14 protein-coding genes and 1 pseudogene are annotated in these 19,572 nt (G+C 71.2%); 7 read left to right on the top strand and 8 right to left on the bottom strand.

The features are described from left to right. The first annotated feature begins 117 nt into the window (after positions 1–117). The 3 genes from tsaC (at position 118) to AC1PMG_RS03310 (ending at position 2,724) form a co-directional block, all read left to right on the top strand. Complete coding sequence (gene tsaC / locus AC1PMG_RS03320) at positions 118–678, top strand: L-threonylcarbamoyladenylate synthase type 1 TsaC (protein WP_152238016.1); 561 nt, start codon at positions 118–120, stop codon at positions 676–678. Between the two features lie 640 nt (positions 679–1,318). Further along, complete coding sequence (locus tag AC1PMG_RS03315; protein ID WP_481110653.1) at positions 1,319–2,074, top strand: DUF4124 domain-containing protein; 756 nt, start codon at positions 1,319–1,321, stop codon at positions 2,072–2,074. Beyond that, the gene (locus AC1PMG_RS03310) at positions 2,074–2,724 is read left to right on the top strand and encodes a DUF4124 domain-containing protein (RefSeq protein WP_481110652.1); all 651 of its coding nucleotides are present in this window, start codon (positions 2,074–2,076) and stop codon (positions 2,722–2,724) included. The genes AC1PMG_RS03315 and AC1PMG_RS03310 overlap by 1 nt, the downstream gene beginning before the upstream one ends. 730 nt (positions 2,725–3,454) lie before the next feature. Here the strand turns inward: AC1PMG_RS03310 and AC1PMG_RS03305 are convergent. After that, positions 3,455–4,228 (bottom strand): SDR family oxidoreductase, encoded by a 774-nt coding sequence (locus AC1PMG_RS03305; protein WP_017914851.1) that lies wholly within the window; start codon positions 4,226–4,228, stop codon positions 3,455–3,457. A gap of 66 nt (positions 4,229–4,294) precedes the next feature. Here AC1PMG_RS03305 and AC1PMG_RS03300 point away from each other — a divergent pair, with 66 nt between their 5' ends. Next, positions 4,295–4,522 carry a hypothetical protein gene (locus AC1PMG_RS03300; protein WP_481110651.1) on the top strand — a complete coding sequence of 76 codons (228 nt, stop codon included), beginning with the start codon at positions 4,295–4,297 and terminating at the stop codon, positions 4,520–4,522. 82 nt (positions 4,523–4,604) lie between these two features. Here the strand turns inward: AC1PMG_RS03300 and sppA are convergent, their stop codons facing one another. The 3 genes and pseudogenes from sppA to AC1PMG_RS03285 all read right to left on the bottom strand — a co-directional run. After that, positions 4,605–6,503: a signal peptide peptidase SppA gene (sppA, locus tag AC1PMG_RS03295; protein WP_481110650.1), complete on the bottom strand. Its 1,899-nt coding sequence runs from the start codon at positions 6,501–6,503 to the stop codon at positions 4,605–4,607. A gap of 76 nt (positions 6,504–6,579) precedes the next feature. After that, a complete protein-coding gene (locus tag AC1PMG_RS03290) occupies positions 6,580–7,950 on the bottom strand; it encodes an MATE family efflux transporter (RefSeq protein WP_017911990.1) in 1,371 nt (456 codons plus the stop codon). A gap of 657 nt (positions 7,951–8,607) precedes the next feature. Continuing rightward, positions 8,608–9,570: pseudogene (locus tag AC1PMG_RS03285) on the bottom strand (hypothetical protein); the annotation flags it as partial. Between the two features lie 696 nt (positions 9,571–10,266). Here AC1PMG_RS03285 and AC1PMG_RS03280 point away from each other — a divergent pair. Next, a complete protein-coding gene (locus AC1PMG_RS03280) occupies positions 10,267–12,456 on the top strand; it encodes a primosomal protein N' (RefSeq protein WP_481110649.1) in 2,190 nt (729 codons plus the stop codon). Positions 12,457–12,847: 391 nt separating this feature from the next. On the opposite strand, the gene AC1PMG_RS03275 is transcribed toward AC1PMG_RS03280, so the two are convergent. After that, a complete protein-coding gene (locus AC1PMG_RS03275; RefSeq protein ID WP_481110648.1) occupies positions 12,848–14,581 on the bottom strand; it encodes a VanW family protein in 1,734 nt (577 codons plus the stop codon). Positions 14,582–14,776: 195 nt separating this feature from the next. On the opposite strand from AC1PMG_RS03275, the gene AC1PMG_RS03270 reads away from it, so the two are divergent. Together AC1PMG_RS03270 and AC1PMG_RS03265 are read left to right on the top strand one after the other, a co-directional pair. Next, on the top strand, positions 14,777–16,081 hold the full coding sequence (locus AC1PMG_RS03270) for an NAD(P)/FAD-dependent oxidoreductase (RefSeq protein ID WP_481110647.1): 1,305 nt from the start codon (positions 14,777–14,779) through the stop codon (positions 16,079–16,081). Positions 16,082–16,138: 57 nt separating this feature from the next. Then, entirely contained in the window at positions 16,139–16,756 is a 618-nt protein-coding gene (locus tag AC1PMG_RS03265; protein ID WP_160957604.1) for a trimeric intracellular cation channel family protein, read from the top strand. A gap of 113 nt (positions 16,757–16,869) precedes the next feature. On the opposite strand, the gene rpoH is transcribed toward AC1PMG_RS03265, so the two are convergent. From rpoH to AC1PMG_RS03250, 3 genes are all read right to left on the bottom strand, one after another. After that, positions 16,870–17,748: an RNA polymerase sigma factor RpoH gene (rpoH, locus tag AC1PMG_RS03260; RefSeq protein WP_481110646.1), complete on the bottom strand. Its 879-nt coding sequence runs from the start codon at positions 17,746–17,748 to the stop codon at positions 16,870–16,872. Positions 17,749–17,966: 218 nt separating this feature from the next. Further along, complete coding sequence (ung, locus tag AC1PMG_RS03255; RefSeq protein ID WP_152238761.1) at positions 17,967–18,698, bottom strand: uracil-DNA glycosylase; 732 nt, start codon at positions 18,696–18,698, stop codon at positions 17,967–17,969. Positions 18,699–18,726: 28 nt separating this feature from the next. Beyond that, positions 18,727–19,569 carry a response regulator gene (locus AC1PMG_RS03250; protein WP_017909425.1) on the bottom strand — a complete coding sequence of 281 codons (843 nt, stop codon included), beginning with the start codon at positions 19,567–19,569 and terminating at the stop codon, positions 18,727–18,729. Positions 19,570–19,572: the final 3 nt, after the last annotated feature.

The following is a 19,572-nucleotide window of genomic DNA, read 5'->3' as shown; positions in this document are numbered from 1 at the left end:
GTCGGAGCTGAAGCCCTTCCCACAGAAAAGCGGCGGGCCGGAGACTTGCGAAAATCCCAAGTCCCGCCCAACCGACCCTCATTGTCCTTAGACGAGGACGTGCCGCATGATGCGCGCATGACCGACCTGTCCCTGAGCCATGCCGTCGCCGTCCTGCGCAAGGGCGGCGTGATCGCCTATCCCACCGAAGCGGTGTGGGGCCTGGGCTGCGATCCGCACGACGAGACCGCCGTGACCCGCCTGCTGCGAATCAAGCAGCGGCCAGTGGACAAGGGCCTGATCGTGGTCGCCGCCGAACTGGACCCGTTGCGCCCGTTGCTCGACCTGTCGGCCCTGCCGCCGGACCGGCTAGCCGCGGTGCTGGCCAGTTGGCCCGGACCGCATACCTGGATCCTGCCCGCCGCCGCGCACGCGCCGCCCTGGATCACCGGCGCGCACCAGGGCATCGCCGTGCGGATCAGTGCGCATCCGCTGGTGGCCGCCCTGTGCCGGGCCTGGGGCGGCGCCCTGGTCTCGACCAGTGCCAACCGCGGCGGCGAGCCGCCGGCACGGCAGCGCAGCGAACTGGATCCGCTGGTGCTGGGCGACCTCGACGGCCTGCTCGACGGCGAGACCGGCGGCCTGGCCCAGCCCACCCCGATCCGCGATGCCGCCAGCGGCGAGATCCTTCGCGCTTGAGGCGCTGGCCTTCAGCGCGGCACGCCTGTCTTCCGCCGTGTCGGCGTCTGGCGGCAATGGCGCGATGGAGCCACGCGGGCGCTTCGCGCACCGGACCCTCACCCCAACCCCTCTCCCGGCGGGAGAGGGGCTAGCTCTTCCCTTCTCTCTCCGGGACCATGGCCCCCTCTTCGGGTGAAGGTGCCCCGAAGGGGCGGATGAGGGTCGGGCGAAGCGTCACATCGTCGAATCAGTGCCAGCGCTTCGCGCACCGTACCCTCACCCCAACCCCTCTCCCGATGGGAGAGGGGCTAGCTCTTCCCTTCTCCCTTCGGGACCATGGCCCCCTTTTCGGGGAAGGTGCCCAAAAGGGGCGGATGAGGGTCGGGCGAAGCCTCGTGCACTCAACTACCCGAGTCGCTTCGCGCCGGACCCTCACCCCAACCCCTCTCCCGGTAGGAGAGGGGCTAAGCGCCTCCCTTCTCCCTCCGGGACCATGGCCCCCTCTTCGGGGGAAGGTGCCCGCAGGGGCGGATGAGGGGACGGGCGAAGCCTCGCAGGGACAGATCAACACGGCAGCACTGCCGCGACGCCATCGCGTCCTGAATCACGCGCACGCGCCGCCCTTTCCCTGGCTGCCCAAGGCGCGCAAGATGCGCGCATGCGCCTCCTTCTCCGCCCATTGCTGCTGCTGAGCCTGTCGCCCTGGATCGGTGCCGGCTGGGCGCAACAGACGCAGACGGTCAGCAGCGACGGCAGCAATACATCGGTGCGCATCTATCGCTGCATCGCCGCTTCCGGCGCGGTCAGCCTGCAGAACACTCCCTGCGAGAACGCACGCCAGCAGCAGGTGCTGGACATGCAGCGTCCGCGCGATCCACCGCCGCGGCCGACCACCACCATCAGCACCGATCCGGCACGCGCGCAGGCCTCGCCGGCGCCGCTGCCGCAGCGCGAGCTCCGTATCGTCACCGTGCAGCCTGCGCAGCCGATGTACGAGTGCGTCACCCCGGAAGGCGCGCGCTACACCAGCGACGACAACGCCGGCAATCCGCGCTGGGTGCCGCTGTGGGCCTATGGCTATGCCGAGGGCCCGTACGCACGACCATCCGGGCGCGGCCCCGATGGTCGCTCGCCCGGGCCGCCGGGGCCGCCTCCGCCCGGCGGCCCGCGCCCGCCCGGTCCGCCGCCGCCAGGGGTGTCCGCCGGCGCCGGCGTGATAATGCCGGCCGGCAGCACGATGATCCGCGACACCTGCACGGCACTGCCCGAGCAGGAAGTCTGCGCACGGCTGAGCGATCGCCGCTGGGAGCTGATCCGTCGCTACAACAGTGCGCTGCAGAGCGAGCGTCGCGCAATGGAAACCGAGCAGCGCGGTATCGATGCGCGCCTGGCGCGCGACTGCGGCGGCAGCTGATGCGGCGCGCACTCTGCCTCGCCGTGGTGCTGACCTGTGCCGGCGCCGCGCACGCCGAACCGGTGGTGTTCTATCGCTGCACCGACGCGCAGGACAACCTGACCATCCAGAACCAGCCCTGTCCCAAGGGCATGCGCCAGCAGAAAAAAATCATGCAGGGCGTCAGCAGCGCCGCACTGCCGGCCGCGATCGCCGCCCAGCCCGCGCAATCGCCGCCGCCCGCAAGCGCCACGACCGCCGCGTCCACCACCGCGCCTGCCGACACGCCCACCGCGGCAGACGCAGCCGCCGCGCCACCGCCACCAACGCTGCCGCCCCCGCCGCTGTACACCTGCACCACCCGCGAGCAGGCGTCCTACATCGGGGAGGTCGCCGAACCGCCGCCGCGGTGCGTGCCGCTGCCCACGACGGACCTGGACGGCGGACCCAACCAGGCCGGCGGCAGCGCCTGCGAAGTGCTGCGCGACCAGTGCCAGCCGCTGCCCGCCGAGCAGCTATGCGATGCCTGGAAGAATTATGTAGCCGAGGCCGAAACACACTGGCGCTTCGCCGTGCCCGACCATGCCGATGCACTGCGCACGGAGTTCGAACGCCGCCAGCACCTGCTCGAGGCCAGCGAGTGCGGCGCGCCGGATCGCCGTGCGCCGTGAGCCATCGCGCTCGCACGTGGCTGTGCAGCCGAGCCGCATCCTGTGCGCCGACGGTAGACCGTGACCCATCGCGCGCGCGTGGCTGTACCCCTGTTTTCGCAGGAGCGGCTTCAGCCGCGACCGGGCGTTACCGAGCAAGCCCGGTCGCGGCTGAAGCCGCTCCTACGCATTCCGCTGCGCGCGGTTGCTCGCGTGCACCACAGCCTGCAGCGCTAAACAAAACGCTCAGCGAAAAACCACCGTCCACCACGATGGGTTCGCCGGTGATGTCGCCGCCCGCCGGCATCCAAAGGAACCGGTCACCGCGGTGCATGCGCACAGCTTTTTTTACCAATCCCCATTCCCGATTCCCCAATCCCGTTTTTTTGTGGGAGGGACTTCAGTCCCGACGCCGTATCGCCCGGGACGTACCGCACTGCGCCTTTCATCTGCTGCCCTGCGCGCGCGCAGCCGCCACGCAAAGGGCTGAACCGCTAGAACCCGTAACGCAGAAACCACCGCCCACCACGCTGCATTCGCCGGCGATATCGCTGGCCGCCGGCAGACAAAGGAACCGGTCGCCGCGGTGCATGCGCACAGCTTTTTTACCAATCCCCATTCCCGATTCCCCAATCCTGGTTTTTTGTGGGAGGGACTTCAGTCCCGACGACGTATCGCCCGGGACGTACTGCACTGCACCTTTCAGCTGCGATCATGCGCCAGCGCAGCCGCCATGCAAAAGACTGACCCGCTAGAACCCGTAACGCAAAAAGCCACCGTCCACCGCGATGCATTCGCCGGTGATGTAGCTGGCCGCCGGCAGGCACAGGAAGCCGACCGCCGCCGCCACTTCCTCCGGTTCGCCGATGCGGCGCATCGGCGTGCGCTCGATCACCTGTTCGTAGTAGTCCGGGTCCGACAACGGGCCGGAGGTGCGGCGGGTGCGGATGTACCACGGCGCCACCGCATTGACCCGGATGCCGTCCTCGGCCCATTCGGCGGCGAGGTTGCGGGTGAGCTGGTGCAAGGCCGCCTTGGTCATGCCGTAGGGCGCGCCGCTGCGCACGTGGGTCAGTCCCGACACGCTGCCGACGTTGACGATCGCCGAAGCCGCGTGCTGCGCCAGCAGCGGATGCGCGTAGCGCGACAGTTCGAACGCGGAGAACAGGTTGGTCTCGAAGATGCCCCGCCACTCGTCCTCGGTGTAATCCACCGCGGCCTTGCTGACGTTGCCGCCGGCGTTGTTGATCAGCAGGTGCAGGCCGTCGGCATGGTCCTCGACCCAGTCCAGGATCTCGCGGCGGTCCTCGTCGTCGGCGACGTCTGCGGCCAGCGCCAGGATCTCGCGCTCGGGAAAGGCCTCGCGCAACTCGTCGCGCGCCGCTTCCAGCGCGTCGAGGTCGCGCGCCACCAGCAGCAGGTCGGCGCCGAACCCGAGCAGTTCGCGTGCGATCGCCAGGCCGATGCCGGCGCTGGCGCCGGTGATCAGCGCGGTCTGTCCGTCCAGCCGCCAACGGTGCTGCATGCGCGTGCCTGTCTGCTCACATGGGAGGCGTAGGATGATACCTCCACCCTCGAGGAGGTCGCCGCCATGTCCGCACCACTGCGCAGGATGACGTTGGCATTGCCGCTGCTCGCATTGCTGGCCGCATGCAAGCCGGAGCCGCCGCAGCCGCCCGATGCGCCGCCACCGCCGAAGGCCAGCGCATTGCGCAGCGCCATCGCCCAGCCGCTGGATCGCGCCAAGCAGACCCAGGCCACGCTCGACCACGCCGCGGCCGCGCAGAACGCCGCGCTCGACGCCGCCACCGCGCAATGAACAACGCCGGCCATGGGGGCCGGCGTTGCAGGAAGCAGGCGACGCGTCCGCGAGGGCGCGCCGCCACCGGCGCAGGGCCGGCTTACAGACCGCAGAAGCAGTAGGCCAGCGCCTTCACCGGTGCGCCCGGACGGGTGTCGGCCGCGTCCTTGACGAAGCGCAACTGGGTGTCCAGCTCCGGCAGGCTGCGCGCCAGCAGGGCATGGCCCAGCGCCGAATCGCTCAGCATCCACACGCCCAGGCGGCTGCCGGCGAACCCGCTGACGAACTGCGCGAACGGCGTGGCCGGCTTTTCGACATAGCGCACCCGGTACTTGTCCGGGCCGCCCAGCTTGGCGCGCGCGGCGGCATCGGCCACCGCGTCCTTGAAGCCGCCGAACGCGTCCACCAGCCCGCGCTCCTTGGCCTGCGCACCGCTCCACACGCGGCCGCGCGCGACCTGGTCGATGGCCTCGACCGACTTGCCGCGCGCCTGCGCGACCTTGCCGGTGAAGTCGGCATAGCCCTTGTTGATCACCGACTGGATCAGCTGGCCCACCGCCGGATCCATCGGCCGGGTCATGTCGAACGCGCCGGCGAAGCGGGTGGTGCCCACGCCGTCGGTGTGCACGCCGATCTTGTCCAGGGTGCGGGTGATGTTGGGGATCATGCCGAAGATGCCGATCGAACCGGTGATCGTCGACGGATCGGCGTAGATGCGATCGGCGTTCATGCTGATCCAGTAGCCGCCGGACGCGGCCAGGTCGCCCATCGACACCACCACCGGCTTGCCGGCAGCCTTCAGCGCCACCACCTCGCGGCGGATCTGCTCGGAGGCGAACACTTCGCCGCCAGGCGAATCCACGCGCAGCACCACCGCCTTGACCGCGTCGTCGTCGCGCGCCTGGCGCAGCAGCGCCGCGGTCGACTCGCCGCCGATGCGGCCGGCCGGCTGTTCGCCGCCGCTGATCTCGCCCGCGGCAACCACCACCGCCACCTGCGGACGCGAGTCCACCGGCGAACGGCGCAGGTCCAGCTGCTGCAGGTAGCCGTCCAGGTCGACGTTGCGGTAGCCGGTGTCGGCATCGTCGTCGGCCACGCCGCGCTTGGTCAGCAACTGCTCGACATCCTCGCGGGTCTTCAGGCCGTCCACCAGCTTCTGCTGCAGGGCGAACTTGGCCAGGTCGCCGCCTGCGGCGGCCACGCCCTCGGGCATGGTGTCGATGCCGGCGGTGATCTGCTCCGGCGCCAGCTTGCGCGCCTTGGCGATGTCGGCCACGTAACGCTGCCACACGTCGTTCATCCAGAACAGGTCGGCTTCCTTGGACGCCGGCGAGGCCGCGTCGAGCACGTAGGGTTCGGCGGCGGACTTGTACTCGCCGACCTTGAACAGGTGCACGTCCACGCCGAGCTTGTCCTGCAGGCCCTCGCGGAAGTACTGGCGGTAGCGGCCCAGGCCTTCCAGGGTCATCGAGCCCATCGGGTCCAGGTAGACCTCGTTGGCCTGCGCAGCCAGCAGGTACTGCCACTGGTTCAGGTTGTCGCTGTAGGCGACGATCTGCTTGCCGGAGCTGCGCAGGTCCTGCAGCGCCTTCTCCACCTCGCGCATCGAGGCGAAGCCGCTGGGCTGCAGCTTGTCCAGGCGCAGCGCCACGCGCTCGATCTTCGGATCGGTCTTGGCCGCCTCGATGGCGCGCACCAGGTCGCGCAACTGGATCTCCTGCGCGCCCTTGTCGTTCATCGCCTTGGCCAGCGCGCGGCTGACCGGGTCGGCGCTGAACTGCTCGACCAGCTTGCCTTCCGGCGCGATCAGCAGCGTGGTGCGGTCGCGCAGCGCCTTGCCGCCGTCGCCGCGTGCCATGGCGAACACCATCGCCAGCAGGATCAGCAACAGGAAACCGAAGAACACCAGGTTGAAGATCAACCGGCGGGTGAAGTTCATCACATCCCACAGGCCGACGAAAAAGTTGGCGACGGGGCTGCGACGCACGGGTTGGTTCATGGAAAGCTCCGAAAGGAAGGCGTCTTGCGCCTGCGCAGCATACCGGCTGCGTCAGGCGCCGCACATGCGTCTGAAGTCAGGGGGCCGCCGGCGCCGCCAGCAGCCGCGCGCTGCTCCAGCGGAAGCGCGCGCCCATCATCACCGCCGCCGCGGTCAGGCCCAAGATCAGGCCGATCCACATGCCCTGCGGCCCCCAGCCCAGCCACAGGCCGAGGCCGGCGCCCAGCGGCATGCCCAGGCCCCAGTAGGAGCACAGGGCCAGCAGCATCGGCACGCGGGTGTCCTTGAGGCCGCGCAGCGCGCCGGCCGACAGCACCTGCACGCCGTCGGGGAACTGGAAGGTGGCCGCGTACAGCAGCAGCGTGGAGGCCAGCGCCGCCACCGCCAGATCGCTGGTGTAGACGCCGACGATGGCGTCGTGGCCGACCAGCAGCACCAGCGCCGACAGCGCCTGGGTGCCGAGCACGATCGCGTAGCCCGCCCAGGCCGCGCCACGCACGCCCACCGCGTCGCCGGCGCCGGCGGCGCGGCCGACCCGCACCGTGGTCGCCTCGGCCACGCCCATCGGCACCATGAAGCACAGCTGCGCCACGTTGATCGCGATCTGGTGCGCCGCCGCCGGCACCTCGCCGAGCCGCGCGATCAGCAGCGCGGTGACGATGAACAGGCCGCCTTCCATCAGGATGGTCACGCCGATCGGCAACCCGGTCTTGAGCAGCCCGACGATCGCACGCAGGTCCGGCGCCTCGAACCGCGCGAACAGGCGCAACGGCGCAAAGCGCCTGGACCGCGCCAGGTAGATGGCGAAGCACAGCGCCTGCGCCCACATCATGATCGCCGAGGCCATGCCAAGGCCGCCGGCACCATGCTCGCGCAGGCCCCACAGACCGAAGGTCAGCGCATAGCCGAGCGGCGCCAGCAACAGCAGGCCGCCGAAACCGAGCAGCATGGTCGGCAGGGTCCAGTGCATGCCTTCGCTGAGGTAACGCATGCAGAAGTACAGCACCAGCGCCGGCACGCCCCAACGGATCGCAAGCAGGAAGTCGCGCGCGCCGGGCACGATCTCCGGGGCGATGCCCAGTTGCGGCAGCGCCATCGGCATCACGCTGAGGAACGCGAACATCAGCAGGCCCAGGCCCAGCGACAGCCACAGCGCCTGGCGGAACAGCGGGCCGATCTGTGCATGGCGCTTGGCGCCGTCGAGCTGGGACACCGAGGCGGTCAGGGCGATCAGGGTGCCGATCGGGATCATCATCGGCAGCCACAGCAGCGCGGTGCCGACCGTCACCGAGGCCAGCGTGCGGGTGCCGTGGTGGCCGGCGATCACGTTGTCGACGAAGCTGATCAGGCCGGTGGAGACGTGCCCCAGGACCAGCGGCAGGGCGAGCTGCGCGGTGGTGCGCAGTTCGCGGCCCCGGACCGAGGCCGGGGTGGAAGACGAAAACATTGCAAGACTCTGGCGATCCCGCCGACTGCGGCCGCGCAGACAGCGCCGGCACCGGGTGGCGGAGGCCGGGCATTCTACCCGCTGCGGCGGATCACTGCAGGAAAGCCGGGACCCGGGGCCCGGGACCGGGGACCCGGAAAGCCAGAGCGCCCGAAGCGCGACTCAACGTGCGGCGCGCTGCTTCAGCCAGGCGCCGCGGCTGTCGGCGCCCTGCGCCAGCAGGTCGCGACGCAAGGCGGCGCGGTCCTGCGGCGGGGTGCGTTGCGACAGCAGCGCCAGATGCTCGCGCTGGTCCGCCGGCAGGCCGCGCAACAGGCCCAGCAGTGCCTGCCGCTGCGCCTCCGGCACGTAGCCCAGCAGCGGCTGCAGCGCCCAGAACTCGGCGCCCAGCTCCGGGCCGAGCAACCAGCCGTGGCGCTCCAGGGCGTCCATCTCGGCGAACTGCGCATGCAGGCTGTGCTGCTGCTCGATCGGCAGGCCGGCGAAGGCCGTGGCGACCTGACGCAGCCGCACCTGCGCCGCCGCCGGCAGCGCGTCCCAGGCGGCCTGGCGCGCGCGCAGCTGCGCCGGGGTCAGCGCCGGTGGCGTGGTCGCCGCGGGCGCGACGGCCGGGGCAACGGTGGCAGTCGGCGGGGCTTCGGCGGCCTCCGCCAATTCGGCCGCGCTGGGAGCACTGCGCTCGATCCGCGGCGGCGGCGCGCCGGCCGCGTACCACGCATAGAAATCCAGGTCGTAGATCGCCGGCTCCGGCAGCGGCGCCGGCGGGTCGGCCGGCAGCGGCGGCGCGCTGGCTGTGTCCGACTCCGGCGGCAGCACTTCCACCTGCACCGGGCCGGTATCGCCCAGCGCCAGGCTCGCGTCGCTGCCACCGGCCGCGGCCACGGCGCGGGACCGATGCCAGGGCAGGCGGTCCCAGAACAGCGTCCCGACCAGGGCCAGGACCACCACCGCGATCACCGCCCCGGCCAGGCGCGTGCGCAGGGCCGAGCGCGCGCCGCGGCGGCGTGGACGCACCGCGGCCGCGGCGGCGGCAGGGGCCGGCGCCTTGGACGGCGCAGGCGAGGCCGTGCTGCCGGCAATCGCCGCATCGCGCAGTTGCGCCAGGGCCTGCAGCCGCGCCGGCGGCAGGTCGCGCAGACACTGTTGCGCCGCATCGGCCAGCGCGCGCCAGCCGGCCGCATCCGGACGCCCGCTGGCGTCGCGCGGGCAGGCCCGCGCCAGCGCCTGCTGGTAGTCCTCGGTGGTCAGCTGCAGCACCTGCGCGGCCAGCGGCTCGTCCAACCCGGCGACGATACGCAACAACAGCGCCAGGCGGTCGGCCGGCTGCAGGCTGCGCAGATGCGCCAGCGGCGCCGGCCAGGCACCGTCGGCGGCGTCGGCCTGGCGCAGGGTGGGCACCGCAGCGAGCAGTTTCCAGAATCGCAGCGGCCAGTCGGCCATGGGCAGCGCCGCGGCATGGCTGCGGAAGGCCCGCATCGCCGCCGCCAGGGCCGGCATGCCGCGTTCGGGCCGGCCGCTCTGCAAGTCGGCCAGGACCGCGGCGCGGCGTTCGATGCCGCGCAGGAACGCGGCCAGGGCGGGCGGTGCGGCCACGCCGTCGGAAGGGGACGTGGCGGTCATCGGAACTCCATCATCGGCGCGATGATAGCGAGGCAGCCGCCACACCGCGCGCTTGACAGCGGCGTCCCGATCGGCTCATCCGCGGCCGTCGCGACGGCCGGTTGTGCACAGCGCCGGAAATTGGCCTGCGACAGGTCTTGTCAAGCCCCCGCGAAACCATGTTGCATCTGTGTTTCACGGCCAAATTGTTGTTTCTAAAAGAATAAATGCGTTTGGCGCTTTTTTGTCCAACTCGTGGCAGAGGCTTGTGAGTCCGTCTTCACGGCGTGGAGCATGCCCGTCATACACAGCTTTATCCACAGGAGATGTGGATAAATTCGATTCCCCAAGCGCGGCGGCCATTTACGACCGGTTTATCACTTTGCGGGCAGCAATCGCGCGCAACTCCCGGCACCCGGAACCCCCTTGCGGCGGCCGCTAGGGCGTGTCACCGATCCCCGAGCATGCCGCGCCGCGATTGCGCGTGCCTGTGGCAAGGAAGAGCGAGGAAGTGGACGTCCGTCCACGCCCGAGCGATGACGCGGCCACGGGCGTGCGCAACCGCGGCCCTTCGGGTTGGGTCTGGCAGGCGCGCAGCCGGCGTTGCGGGCGCAGCGCCTAACTGGCCGTCAGGTCAAGCCGCGCGGCGCCGGCTGCGCGCCAGCCAGACCTAACGCGGCATGCTCGGGGATTGGTGACACGCCCTAGACTAGGTGGATGCCCTCCCCCGCCGCCACGCTCCGCGTCGCCCTGCCCGTGCCGCTGCCGCAGGTGTTCGACTACCTGCCGCCGCCCGGGGACACGGTCGCCGACGGCGACGTCGGCCGCCGGGTGCAGGTGCCGTTCGGCAACCGCGAACTGAGCGGGGTGGTGGCGGCGATCGGCCAGGTCGAGGGCGCCGACGGCCTGCGCGCGGCGTTGGCCTGGCTGGACCCGGTGCCCCTGCTGCACGGCGAACTGGCCGAGTCGCTGCGCTGGCTGGCGCGCTACAGCCATGCGCCGCTGGGCGAGGTGCTGGCGACCGCCCTGCCGGTGCAGTTGCGCCGTGGCGAACCGCTGCCCGACACCCACGCCTGGGCCTGGCGCCTGACCGAGACCGGCGCCAGCCATCGCGCCCGCGCCGGCACCCGCCCGCACCGCTTCGCCGCGCTGCTGGCGGACGGCGCCATGGACGAGGACCGGCTGGACCAGGCGATGGACGACTGGCGCAGCGCTGCCCGCGCCCTGGCCAAGCGCGGCCACGCCGAGCGCATCGCGGTGCCGGCCAGCGCCGCGGCGCCGCAGCCACAGCCAGGGCCGATTCCCAATGCCGAACAGCAGGCCGCCATCGACGCGGTGGTCGCCGCCGCCGGGTTCGCCCCGTTCCTGCTCGACGGCGTCACCGGCAGCGGCAAGACCGAGGTCTACCTGCAGGCGATCGCCGCGTGCCTGGCGCGCGGACGCCAGGCGCTGGTGCTGGTGCCGGAGATCGGCCTGACCCCGCAGACCCTGGCCCGCTTCCGCGCCCGCCTGGGGGTGCCGGTGCACGCCCTGCATTCGGGGCTCAACGACAACGAACGCGCGCGGGTCTGGGCCGCCGCCTGGCGTGGCGAGGCGCAGGTGGTGGTCGGCACCCGCTCGGCGGTGTTCGTGCCGCTGCCGCGGGCAGGATTGATCGTGGTCGACGAGGAACACGACGGCAGCTACAAGCAGCAGGACGGCATCCGCTACCACGCCCGCGATTTCGCCCTGGTCCGCGGCAAGGCGCTGGACGTGCCGGTACTGCTGGGCAGCGCCACGCCCTCGCTGGAGAGCCTGCACAACGCCGCCAGCGGCCGCTACACGCATCTGCGCCTGACCCGCCGCGCCGGCGACGCCAGGCCGCCGACGGTGCGCGTGCTCGACGTGCGCAAGCGTCCGCTGCAGGACGGGCTGTCGCCCGAGGTGCTGGCCGGGATCGGCACGGCACTGGCCGATGGGGGCCAGGTACTGGTGTTCAAGAACCGCCGCGGCTATGCGCCGGTGCTGCTGTGCCACGACTGCGGCTGGACCGCGCCGTGCCAGCGCTGCAGCACCCCGCTGCACGCCACGCCGATGACCGTGCATGCCGGCGGCCGGCGCCTGCAATGCCACCACTGCGGCGCGCGCCAGCCGGCGCCGCTGGCCTGCCCGGACTGCGGCAGCCTGGCCCTGCAGCCGCAGGGCATCGGCACCGAACGCCTGGAGGAGCGCCTGGTGCAGGCCTTCCCGGACGTGCCGGTGCTGCGCATCGACCGCAGCACCACCCAGCGCCGCGATGCGCTGGAGACGCAACTGGCCACGCTCGGCACTGCGCCCGGCATCCTGGTGGGCACGCAGATCCTGGCCAAGGGCCACGACCTGCCGCAATTGAGCCGGGTGGTGGTGGTCGGCATCGACGAAGGCCTGTTCTCGGCCGATTTCCGCGCCAGCGAAAAACTCGCGCAGCAGCTGATCCAGGTCGCCGGGCGCGCCGGCCGCGCCGCGCGCCCGGGCGAGGTCTGGCTGCAGACCCACCACCCCGCGCATCCGCTGCTGCAGACCCTGGTGCACGGCGGCTACCACGCCTTCGCCGCCGCGGAGCTGGAGCAACGCGAGGCCGCCGGCTTCCCGCCGTTCGCGCACCTGGCGCTGCTGCGCGCCGAGGCCAAGCAGGTCGAACACGCCAATGCCTTCCTCGCCGCGGTGCGCGCGCTGCTGCCAGCGCAGGACGAGGTGCAGCGCTTCGGCCCGATGCCGGCGCCGATGCCGCGCCGCGCGGGTTTCCAGCGCACCCAGTTGCTGCTGTCGGCCAACACGCGGCGCGCGCTGCACGCGTTGCTGGACGCGGCGGTGCCGGCGATCCACGCGCTGCCGCAAGCACGGCGGGTGCGCTGGTCGCTGGATGTGGATCCGCAGGATCTGTACTGAGGCGGCGGCGCATTCCTGCGAGACAGCCGCTGGAGCGAGTTGAAGAACAGCGAGCCGCAGCCGATGGACAGCGCCAGCAACGGCAGGAAGACGCGCGTCGCCGAGCCGCTGATTCGCCGTCGTACATGGATCAAGCTGCAGATCGCCCCGATCCAATGCGCGATCCCATGCCGCGCGATCCGATTCCGTAGGAGCGGCTTCAGCCGCGACGGGCGTTCCCGGTAACGCCTCGTCGCGGCTGAAGCCGCTCCTACGAGACAATGACGTGTGTTGTCAGCCCGCCACAAAGTGTTGCTTCAAGGTTGCCTGAAAGCCGCTTTAAAAGAGCAGCGCGGCGACGTGGCGAAGCAGACAGTGCCCTGCGTGCGGCTGCAACGCCCTCGAGTTTCGCTCAATCCGCCAGACCCAAGGCCTCGATCACCTGCGCGCGCAGCGCGGCGCTGTCGCCGGCCTCCACGCAACGCCATGCGCCAGCGTCCGCGGACAGGCCGCAGGCGGCGGTGGCGATCACCGGCTTGCCCAGCGCCATGGCCAGCAACAGGCCGCGCGGCTGTTGTTCGATCCACGCCGGCAGCAGCACCAGGGAAGCAGCGTGCACGCCTTCGGCCATCGACGCGACCCGCTGCACCGCGATGCCGTTCCAGAAGTCCGGCGTCTCCTGCGCACCGGGCGGCAGCAGCAACAACACCGGCAGGCCACGCACCGCCTCACGCAGTTCGTAGGCGCCCTTGCGCGCCAGCGCCGAGGCCGCCAGCAGTACCCGCGGCGCGGTGGCCGCGGTGATGGCCGCATGCTCCGCCGCGGCCGCCGGGAGCGCCGGCCTTTGCCATTCCAGCGCGAGGCCGCGGCTGCCGGCCAGCGCCAGCAGTTCGCGATGTGGCGTGATCCAGTGCCGCGCCTGCGCCAATGCCGCACGCTCGGCGGCGACCAGCGCCGGATCGGCGCGGAAATCGCGCAGGGTGGGACTGTGCGGATGCCGCTGCGCGGCCACGTCCAGGCGCGCCTGCAGCAGATGCATCGGCAACGCAGTCATGCACACGTCCCAGCGCCGGCCCTGCAACTCGCCGGCCAGCCACAGCTCCGGCAACAGGCTCTGCGGCACCACCAGATCGACATCGCAGGCACCGAGCCGACGCCGCAGCGCACCCAGACGGATGCGTTGCGCGCGCTGGCGCGCCTGCGGCAACGGCATGCCGCGCCACAACCACCAGCGCCGCAGCAGCGCCGCGCGCAAGGCCGCGACGCTGGTCCGCGGCAGCGCCAGCACCCGATCGCCGGGTTGCTGCCGACGTCGGCGGTCCGCGGCGAACTCCGGCCAGTCCTCGTCGACCAGCCAGGTGCGGTGCAGGCCATCGGGCACCGCCGGCACATGGCGATGGCAGGCACTGCGGCCGCAGCGGGTGCAGTCGTTGGCGGCGTCGATGCCGGCCGGCGCGGTGCGTCGCTGCAGCGGCGGCAACGGCAAGGCCGCCGGCGCCGCGGCACCGCCGCGGATGCGCACGTGCAGCGCCTCGCCGTCCAGCCACACCTCCAGCCGCCACGGCGCAGCGGCACGCAGGCGCAGGTCCACGTAGTTCCAGAACACCACCGCGTCGCGGTCGCGCTCGGCCAGGGAGCCGGCAATCACCTGGGTGTGGCGGTGCCGCTCGACGATCTCCAGGCCTTGCCGCAGCGCCGCGTCGTAGATCGCATTGGACAACTGGCAGAGGCCGCCGCCGATCGACGGCACCAGGCAGCCCTCGCGCAGTTCGCGGCCGGCGACGAAACCGCGACGGCGGGTGGCGCGGCCGAGCTGGCGCCAGAAACCGAAGGTCGCTCCGGCCGGCACCTCCACGCCGTGCAGCACACGCGCGGCCAGGCGCAGGTTGTGGATCTTGCCGGCCACCAACTGCGGCGCGGTCTCCTCGCTGTCGGGCCACAGCGCGGTGACCGATTCGGCACAGGTGCCGTCGGCGATCGCCAGGCCGGCGTTGCGCCGATGCCGGCGCGGTCCGCCGCGCAGATCGTGCAGCGCGCGGCGCAGTTGCAGCGCGCGCGTCTTGGCCCAGAACAGCAGGCTGCGCCAGCGCGAGGGCAGCGGCGCCGGTGGCGGCGACGCCGCGCGCGCCCTCACTGTCGCTGGCATGAGCGTGCGTCCTCCCTGTCGCTGACCGCGCTTGGCATCGCGCTACTATACGGACATGCAGGTCCGACCTTCGACGTTCGCGCAGCGCCTCACCGGCAGCGCGCGTTCCAGCGGATCGGCGCGCCGCGCGGCTGCGACGCGACCGCCGCGCCGACCGCGGACGCCTCCTCTCCCCTCCCCCTCCTGGAGTCCTGCATGGACGACACACGCGTGCCGCACCTGATCGTGGTCGGCGGCGGCTTCGCTGGCTTGTGGGCCACCCGCGCCCTGGCCAGGACGCCGCTGCGCATCACCCTGATCGACCGCCGCAACCATCATCTGTTCCAGCCGCTGCTGTACCAGGTCGCCACCGCCGGCTTGTCGGCCCCGGACATCGCCGCGCCGCTGCGGCAGATCCTGCGCCACCAGGACAACGTCGAAGTGCGCCTGGGCGAAGTGGTCCACATCGACAAGCAGGCGCGGCAGGTGCGCCTGGCCGATGGGCAGACGCTGGACTACGACTACCTGCTGGTCGCCACCGGCGCCACCCACGCCTATTTCGGCCACGACGACTGGGCCGCGCACGCGCCGGGCCTGAAGACCCTGGACGACGCGCTGCAACTGCGTCGGCACCTGCTGCTCGCGTTCGAGCGCGCCGAGGCGGAAACCGACCCCGCGGCGCGCGCGGCCTGGCTCAGCTTCGCCATCGTCGGCGGCGGTCCCACCGGCGTCGAACTGGCCGGCACCCTGGCCGAGATCGCGCGGCACACGCTCAAGCACGAGTTCCGCCGCATCGACCCGGCCGAGGCGCGGGTGCGGCTGATCGAGGCCGGCCCGCGGGTGCTGTCCTCGTTCCCCGAACACCTCTCGGCCAAGGCGCAGAAGCAGTTGGAGAAGCTCGGCGTGGAAGTGCTGACCGGGGTGCCGGTCGCCGAGATCGACGCCCATGGCTACCGCCTCGGCAGCACCTTCGTACCGGCGCGCACCGTGGTCTGGGCCGCCGGCGTGGCCGCCTCGCCGCTGGCCAAGACGCTGCAGACGCCGCTGGACCGCAGCGGCCGCGTGCAGGTGCAGCCGGATTTGAGCGTGCCCGGCCATCCGGAGCTGTTCGTGGCCGGCGACCTGGCCGCGCTGCAGCAGGCCGACGGCCGCCCGGTTCCCGGCGTGGCGCCGGCCGCCAAGCAGATGGGCCGGCACGTCGCCGACACCCTGCGCCGGCGGCTGCGCGGCGACACCGCCAGCGTGCCGTTCCGCTATGCCGACTACGGCAACCTGGCCACCATCGGGCGCATGGCCGCGATCGTGCACCTGGGCCGGCTGCAGCTCTCCGGGGTGCTGGCCTGGTGGTTCTGGCTGGCCGCGCACGTGTTCTTCCTGATCGGCTTCCGCAACCGCGTGGTGGTGCTGCTCAACTGGGCATGGGCGTACTGGAGCTACCAGCGCGCCGCGCGCATCATCCTCGGCGACCCGCCCGCGGCGGAGGACACGCAGGCGCAGCCGGCACCGCCCGTGGACAGGTGACACTGCAAGGCCGGGCTGCGATCCTAGCCGGCCTTTTTGCTGCAGCGCAGTGCCGTTTTGGCCACCTTCCTGTTCCTGCTCGACCTGCTGGGCACCTTCGTGTTCGCGATCAGCGGCGCCACCGTCGGCGTGCGCCATCGCCTGGACCTGTTCGGGGTGCTGGTGCTGTCGTGCGCGGCCGCGGTCTCCGGCGGCATCGCCCGCGACGTGCTGATCGGCGCCACCCCGCCGGCGGCGCTGGCCGACGTGCGCTATCTCGGCGTGGCCTGCCTGGCCGGGCTGCTGGCCTTCTACCGCCACCACACGGTCGAGCGCCTGCGCAATCCGGTGCAGATCTTCGACGCGATGGGCCTGGCGCTGTTCGCGGTCTACGGCACCAGCAAGGCGCTGGCGTTCGGCCTGGGCCCGCTCAGCGCGCCGCTGCTGGGCATGCTCAGCGGCATCGGCGGCGGCATCGTCCGCGACCTGCTGGTGGCGCGCACGCCGGTGGTGCTGCAAGCCGAGCTGTACGCGGTGGCGGCACTGCTCGGCGGCGGCGTGGTGGCCGCGGCGCAGGTGCTGCACCTGCCGCAGCCCTGGGGCCTGGCGGTGGGTGCGGTGCTGTGTTTCGGCCTGCGCTTCATGGCGATCCGCTACGGCTGGCACCTGCCGGTGGCGCGTCCGCCGGAGTCGTGATCCAGCGGCGTGCGGATGGGCTTCCGCAGCCGGCCATCGCCGCCGCCCAGGACAAAAAAAGGCCCGGCAATGCCGGGCCTTTTCGCGCGTTGCAATGGCTCGCCGCAAGCGACTCAGGCGACGAACAGCGCCTTCATCTTCTTCAGCGCGTTCGCCTCGATCTGGCGGATGCGCTCGGCCGATACGCCGTACTCGTCGGCCAGTTCCTGCAGGGTGATCTTGCTGTCGGCATCCAGCCAGCGGCGCTTGATGATGTCGCGCGAACGCGCATCCAGTTCCGCCAGGCCTTCGCGCAGCAGCTGCAGCTGGTTGCCCTCGCTGTCGGCGCGTTCGTAGGCCTGCGAGGGATCTTCCTCGTTGGCCATCAGATACGCGGCCGGCGACGGCGGCGCGTGGTCGTCGTCCTCGTCGGACGGCGCATCGAAACCGATGTCGCGACCGGACAGGCGCGACTCCATCTCCAGCACCTCGCGCTCGGACACGTTGAGGTCCTTGGCCACCGCGGTGACCTCGGCCGCGTTCATCCAGCCCAGGCGGGTCTTGGACTTGCGCAGGTTGAAGAACAGCTTGCGCTGCGCCTTGGTCGTGGCGACCTTGACGATGCGCCAGTTCTTCAGGATGTACTCGTGCATTTCGGCACGGATCCAGTGCACCGCGAAGCTGACCAGGCGCACGCCCATGTCCGGGTCGAAGCGCTTGACCGCCTTCATCAGGCCGATGTTGCCTTCCTGGACCAGGTCGCCCAGCGGCAGGCCGTAGCCGTTGTAGCCGCGGGCCACGTGGACCACGAAGCGCAGGTGGGAATGGACCAGTTCGCGGGCCGCGTCCAGGTCTTCCTGGTCGCGATACCGCACCGCCAGTGCATGTTCCTCGTCGGACGTCAGCACCGGGATCTGATGCACGGCGCCGATATAGGCATCCAGCGAACCGAGCGGACTGGGGATCGGGAGGTTGTTGGCAACCAATGCGTTGGAAGTAAGCGTCTGGCTCATAGGGCTCATCTTAGCAGTCTACTAATTGGACTGCTGGGTACAGTAAAAAGTTCCTGTGTTCTGTTTATGCAACATATGAATCAGGAATGACACTGCATCACAAGCCACTGAAACAATCGGGACGCATCGTCATCCCGTTCTCTGACCGCAAAAGTAGCAGCCGGTTCGCGAAGATGGCGTCCACGCCAGGCGACAGCGTCGCCCTGTCCAACCGCGGTTCAGGCGCCGCCGAGCGCTGCTTCCAGCTCCGCGCGCGGCGGCAGACTCCAGTCGATGGGGGCGGCACCGCGGCGCTTCAAGTACTCGTTGGCCGCGGAAAAATGCTTGCAACCGAGGAAGCCGCGGTGCGCCGACAGCGGCGAGGGGTGCGGCGCCTTGAGCACGCGGTGGCGGCGGGTGTCGATGACCTTGCCCTTGGCCTGTGCGTAGCTGCCCCAGAGCAGGAACACCAGGCCCTCGCGCTCGCGGTTGAGGGTCTCCACGACGTGGTCGGTGAAGCCCTCCCAGCCCTTGCCCTGGTGCGCGCCGGCACGGCCTTCCTCCACCGTCAGCACCGCGTTGAGCAGCAACACGCCGCGCTGCGCCCAGGGCAGCAGGCAGCCATGATCGGGACGGCGGATACCCAGGTCGTCCTCGATCTCTTTATAGATGTTCAGCAGCGACGGCGGCACCGGCACCCCCGGCAGCACCGAGAAGCACAGCCCGTGCGCCTGGCCGTAGCCGTGGTACGGGTCCTGGCCGAGGATCACCACCTCCACCTTTTCGAACGGGGTGGCGTCGAAGGCGGCGAAGATCTGCCGCCCCGGCGGGAACACCCGCGCGCCGGCGGCCTTGCGCTGGCGCAGGAAGGTGGCCAGCTCGCGCATCTCCGGGCGCAGCAGCCAGTCGCCGACCTGCGCCTTCCACGACGGCTCCAGCTGGATCCGGCTTTCGTCTTCGTTGTTGCTCATCGCTTCCAGGCTCGGGACATCACATCGGTCAGAAGGTCACCGCGATCTCGTCGAGCCGCGCCAGGCGCAACTGGAACAGCACCTTGGTGACCAGCAGGCGCTCCTCGATCGGTTTCTGCACCAGGTCGTTGGCGCCGGCGCGCAGCAGCTCGGACTGGGTGTGCGGGTTGCTGTCGCCGGTCATCACCAGCACCGGCATGCGCCGCTTGCCGTAGGCGAAGTCGACGCGGATGCGCTGGACCACGTCGCGGCCGTTGAGCTCGCCCTTGAGGGTGACGTCGGTCAGCACCAGATCGATGCGGCGGGTGGTGCGGCCCAGCGACTCGGCGGTCAGCAACGCGAACGCGTCCTCGGCGCTGAGCACGTGCACCACGTGCAGCTGCTGGCGTTCCAGCATGCGCTTGGTGGCTTCGGCCACCACCCGGCTGTCCTCGACGTAGAGCACGGTGGCGCCGGCCACCGGCTGCGGCTGCACGTAGCCGCGGATGAAGGTGGCCAGCGCCTCGTGGCCGAGCGCCTTGTCGAAGTAATCGGTGACGTACTCGGTGAAGCGGCGCTCGACCAGGTGCTGCTGGGCGTCGCCGGAGACCACGATCACCGGCACATAGGCCTGGCCGGCGGCCTCGCGCACGCTGCGCGCCAGGGTCAGGCCGTCGCCGTCGGGCAGCCCCAGCGAGGTGGTGACCAGGTCGACCGGGCCGGCCTCCAGCGCGGCGCGCGCCTCGGCGATGCTGGCGCAGCCGACCACGGTCACGTCGGGCAGTTCGCGGTGCAGCACGTCGGCGATGAGCTTGCGCACCAGCTTGGAGCCATCGACCACCATCACCCGGGGGGCGGCGCTGATCAGATGCTTGAGCTCGTGCCCGGCCATGTG

It is taken from the genome of Xanthomonas sp. NCPPB 2250, assembly GCF_056725265.1.
Note: the sequence above shows the minus strand (reverse complement) of the source record. Positions and strands in the feature narration are given on the sequence as shown.

Excerpts from the sequence above, each read along its gene's own strand:
- AC1PMG_RS03275 (WP_481110648.1), bottom strand. The coding sequence starts at position 14,581 with ATGCCAGCGACAGTGAGGGCGCGCGCGGCGTCGCCGCCACCGGCGCCG.
- rpoH (WP_481110646.1), bottom strand. The coding sequence starts at position 17,748 with ATGAGCCAGACGCTTACTTCCAACGCATTGGTTGCCAACAACCTCCCG.
- AC1PMG_RS03290 (WP_017911990.1), bottom strand. The coding sequence starts at position 7,950 with ATGTTTTCGTCTTCCACCCCGGCCTCGGTCCGGGGCCGCGAACTGCGC.
- AC1PMG_RS03270 (WP_481110647.1), top strand. The coding sequence starts at position 14,777 with ATGGACGACACACGCGTGCCGCACCTGATCGTGGTCGGCGGCGGCTTC.
- AC1PMG_RS03280 (WP_481110649.1), top strand. The coding sequence starts at position 10,267 with ATGCCCTCCCCCGCCGCCACGCTCCGCGTCGCCCTGCCCGTGCCGCTG.
- AC1PMG_RS03300 (WP_481110651.1), top strand. The coding sequence starts at position 4,295 with ATGTCCGCACCACTGCGCAGGATGACGTTGGCATTGCCGCTGCTCGCA.
- AC1PMG_RS03250 (WP_017909425.1), bottom strand. The coding sequence starts at position 19,569 with ATGGCCGGGCACGAGCTCAAGCATCTGATCAGCGCCGCCCCCCGGGTG.
- AC1PMG_RS03305 (WP_017914851.1), bottom strand. The coding sequence starts at position 4,228 with ATGCAGCACCGTTGGCGGCTGGACGGACAGACCGCGCTGATCACCGGC.
- AC1PMG_RS03310 (WP_481110652.1), top strand. The coding sequence starts at position 2,074 with ATGCGGCGCGCACTCTGCCTCGCCGTGGTGCTGACCTGTGCCGGCGCC.
- AC1PMG_RS03315 (WP_481110653.1), top strand. The coding sequence starts at position 1,319 with ATGCGCCTCCTTCTCCGCCCATTGCTGCTGCTGAGCCTGTCGCCCTGG.
- sppA (WP_481110650.1), bottom strand. The coding sequence starts at position 6,503 with ATGAACCAACCCGTGCGTCGCAGCCCCGTCGCCAACTTTTTCGTCGGC.
- ung (WP_152238761.1), bottom strand. The coding sequence starts at position 18,698 with ATGAGCAACAACGAAGACGAAAGCCGGATCCAGCTGGAGCCGTCGTGG.
- tsaC (WP_152238016.1), top strand. The coding sequence starts at position 118 with ATGACCGACCTGTCCCTGAGCCATGCCGTCGCCGTCCTGCGCAAGGGC.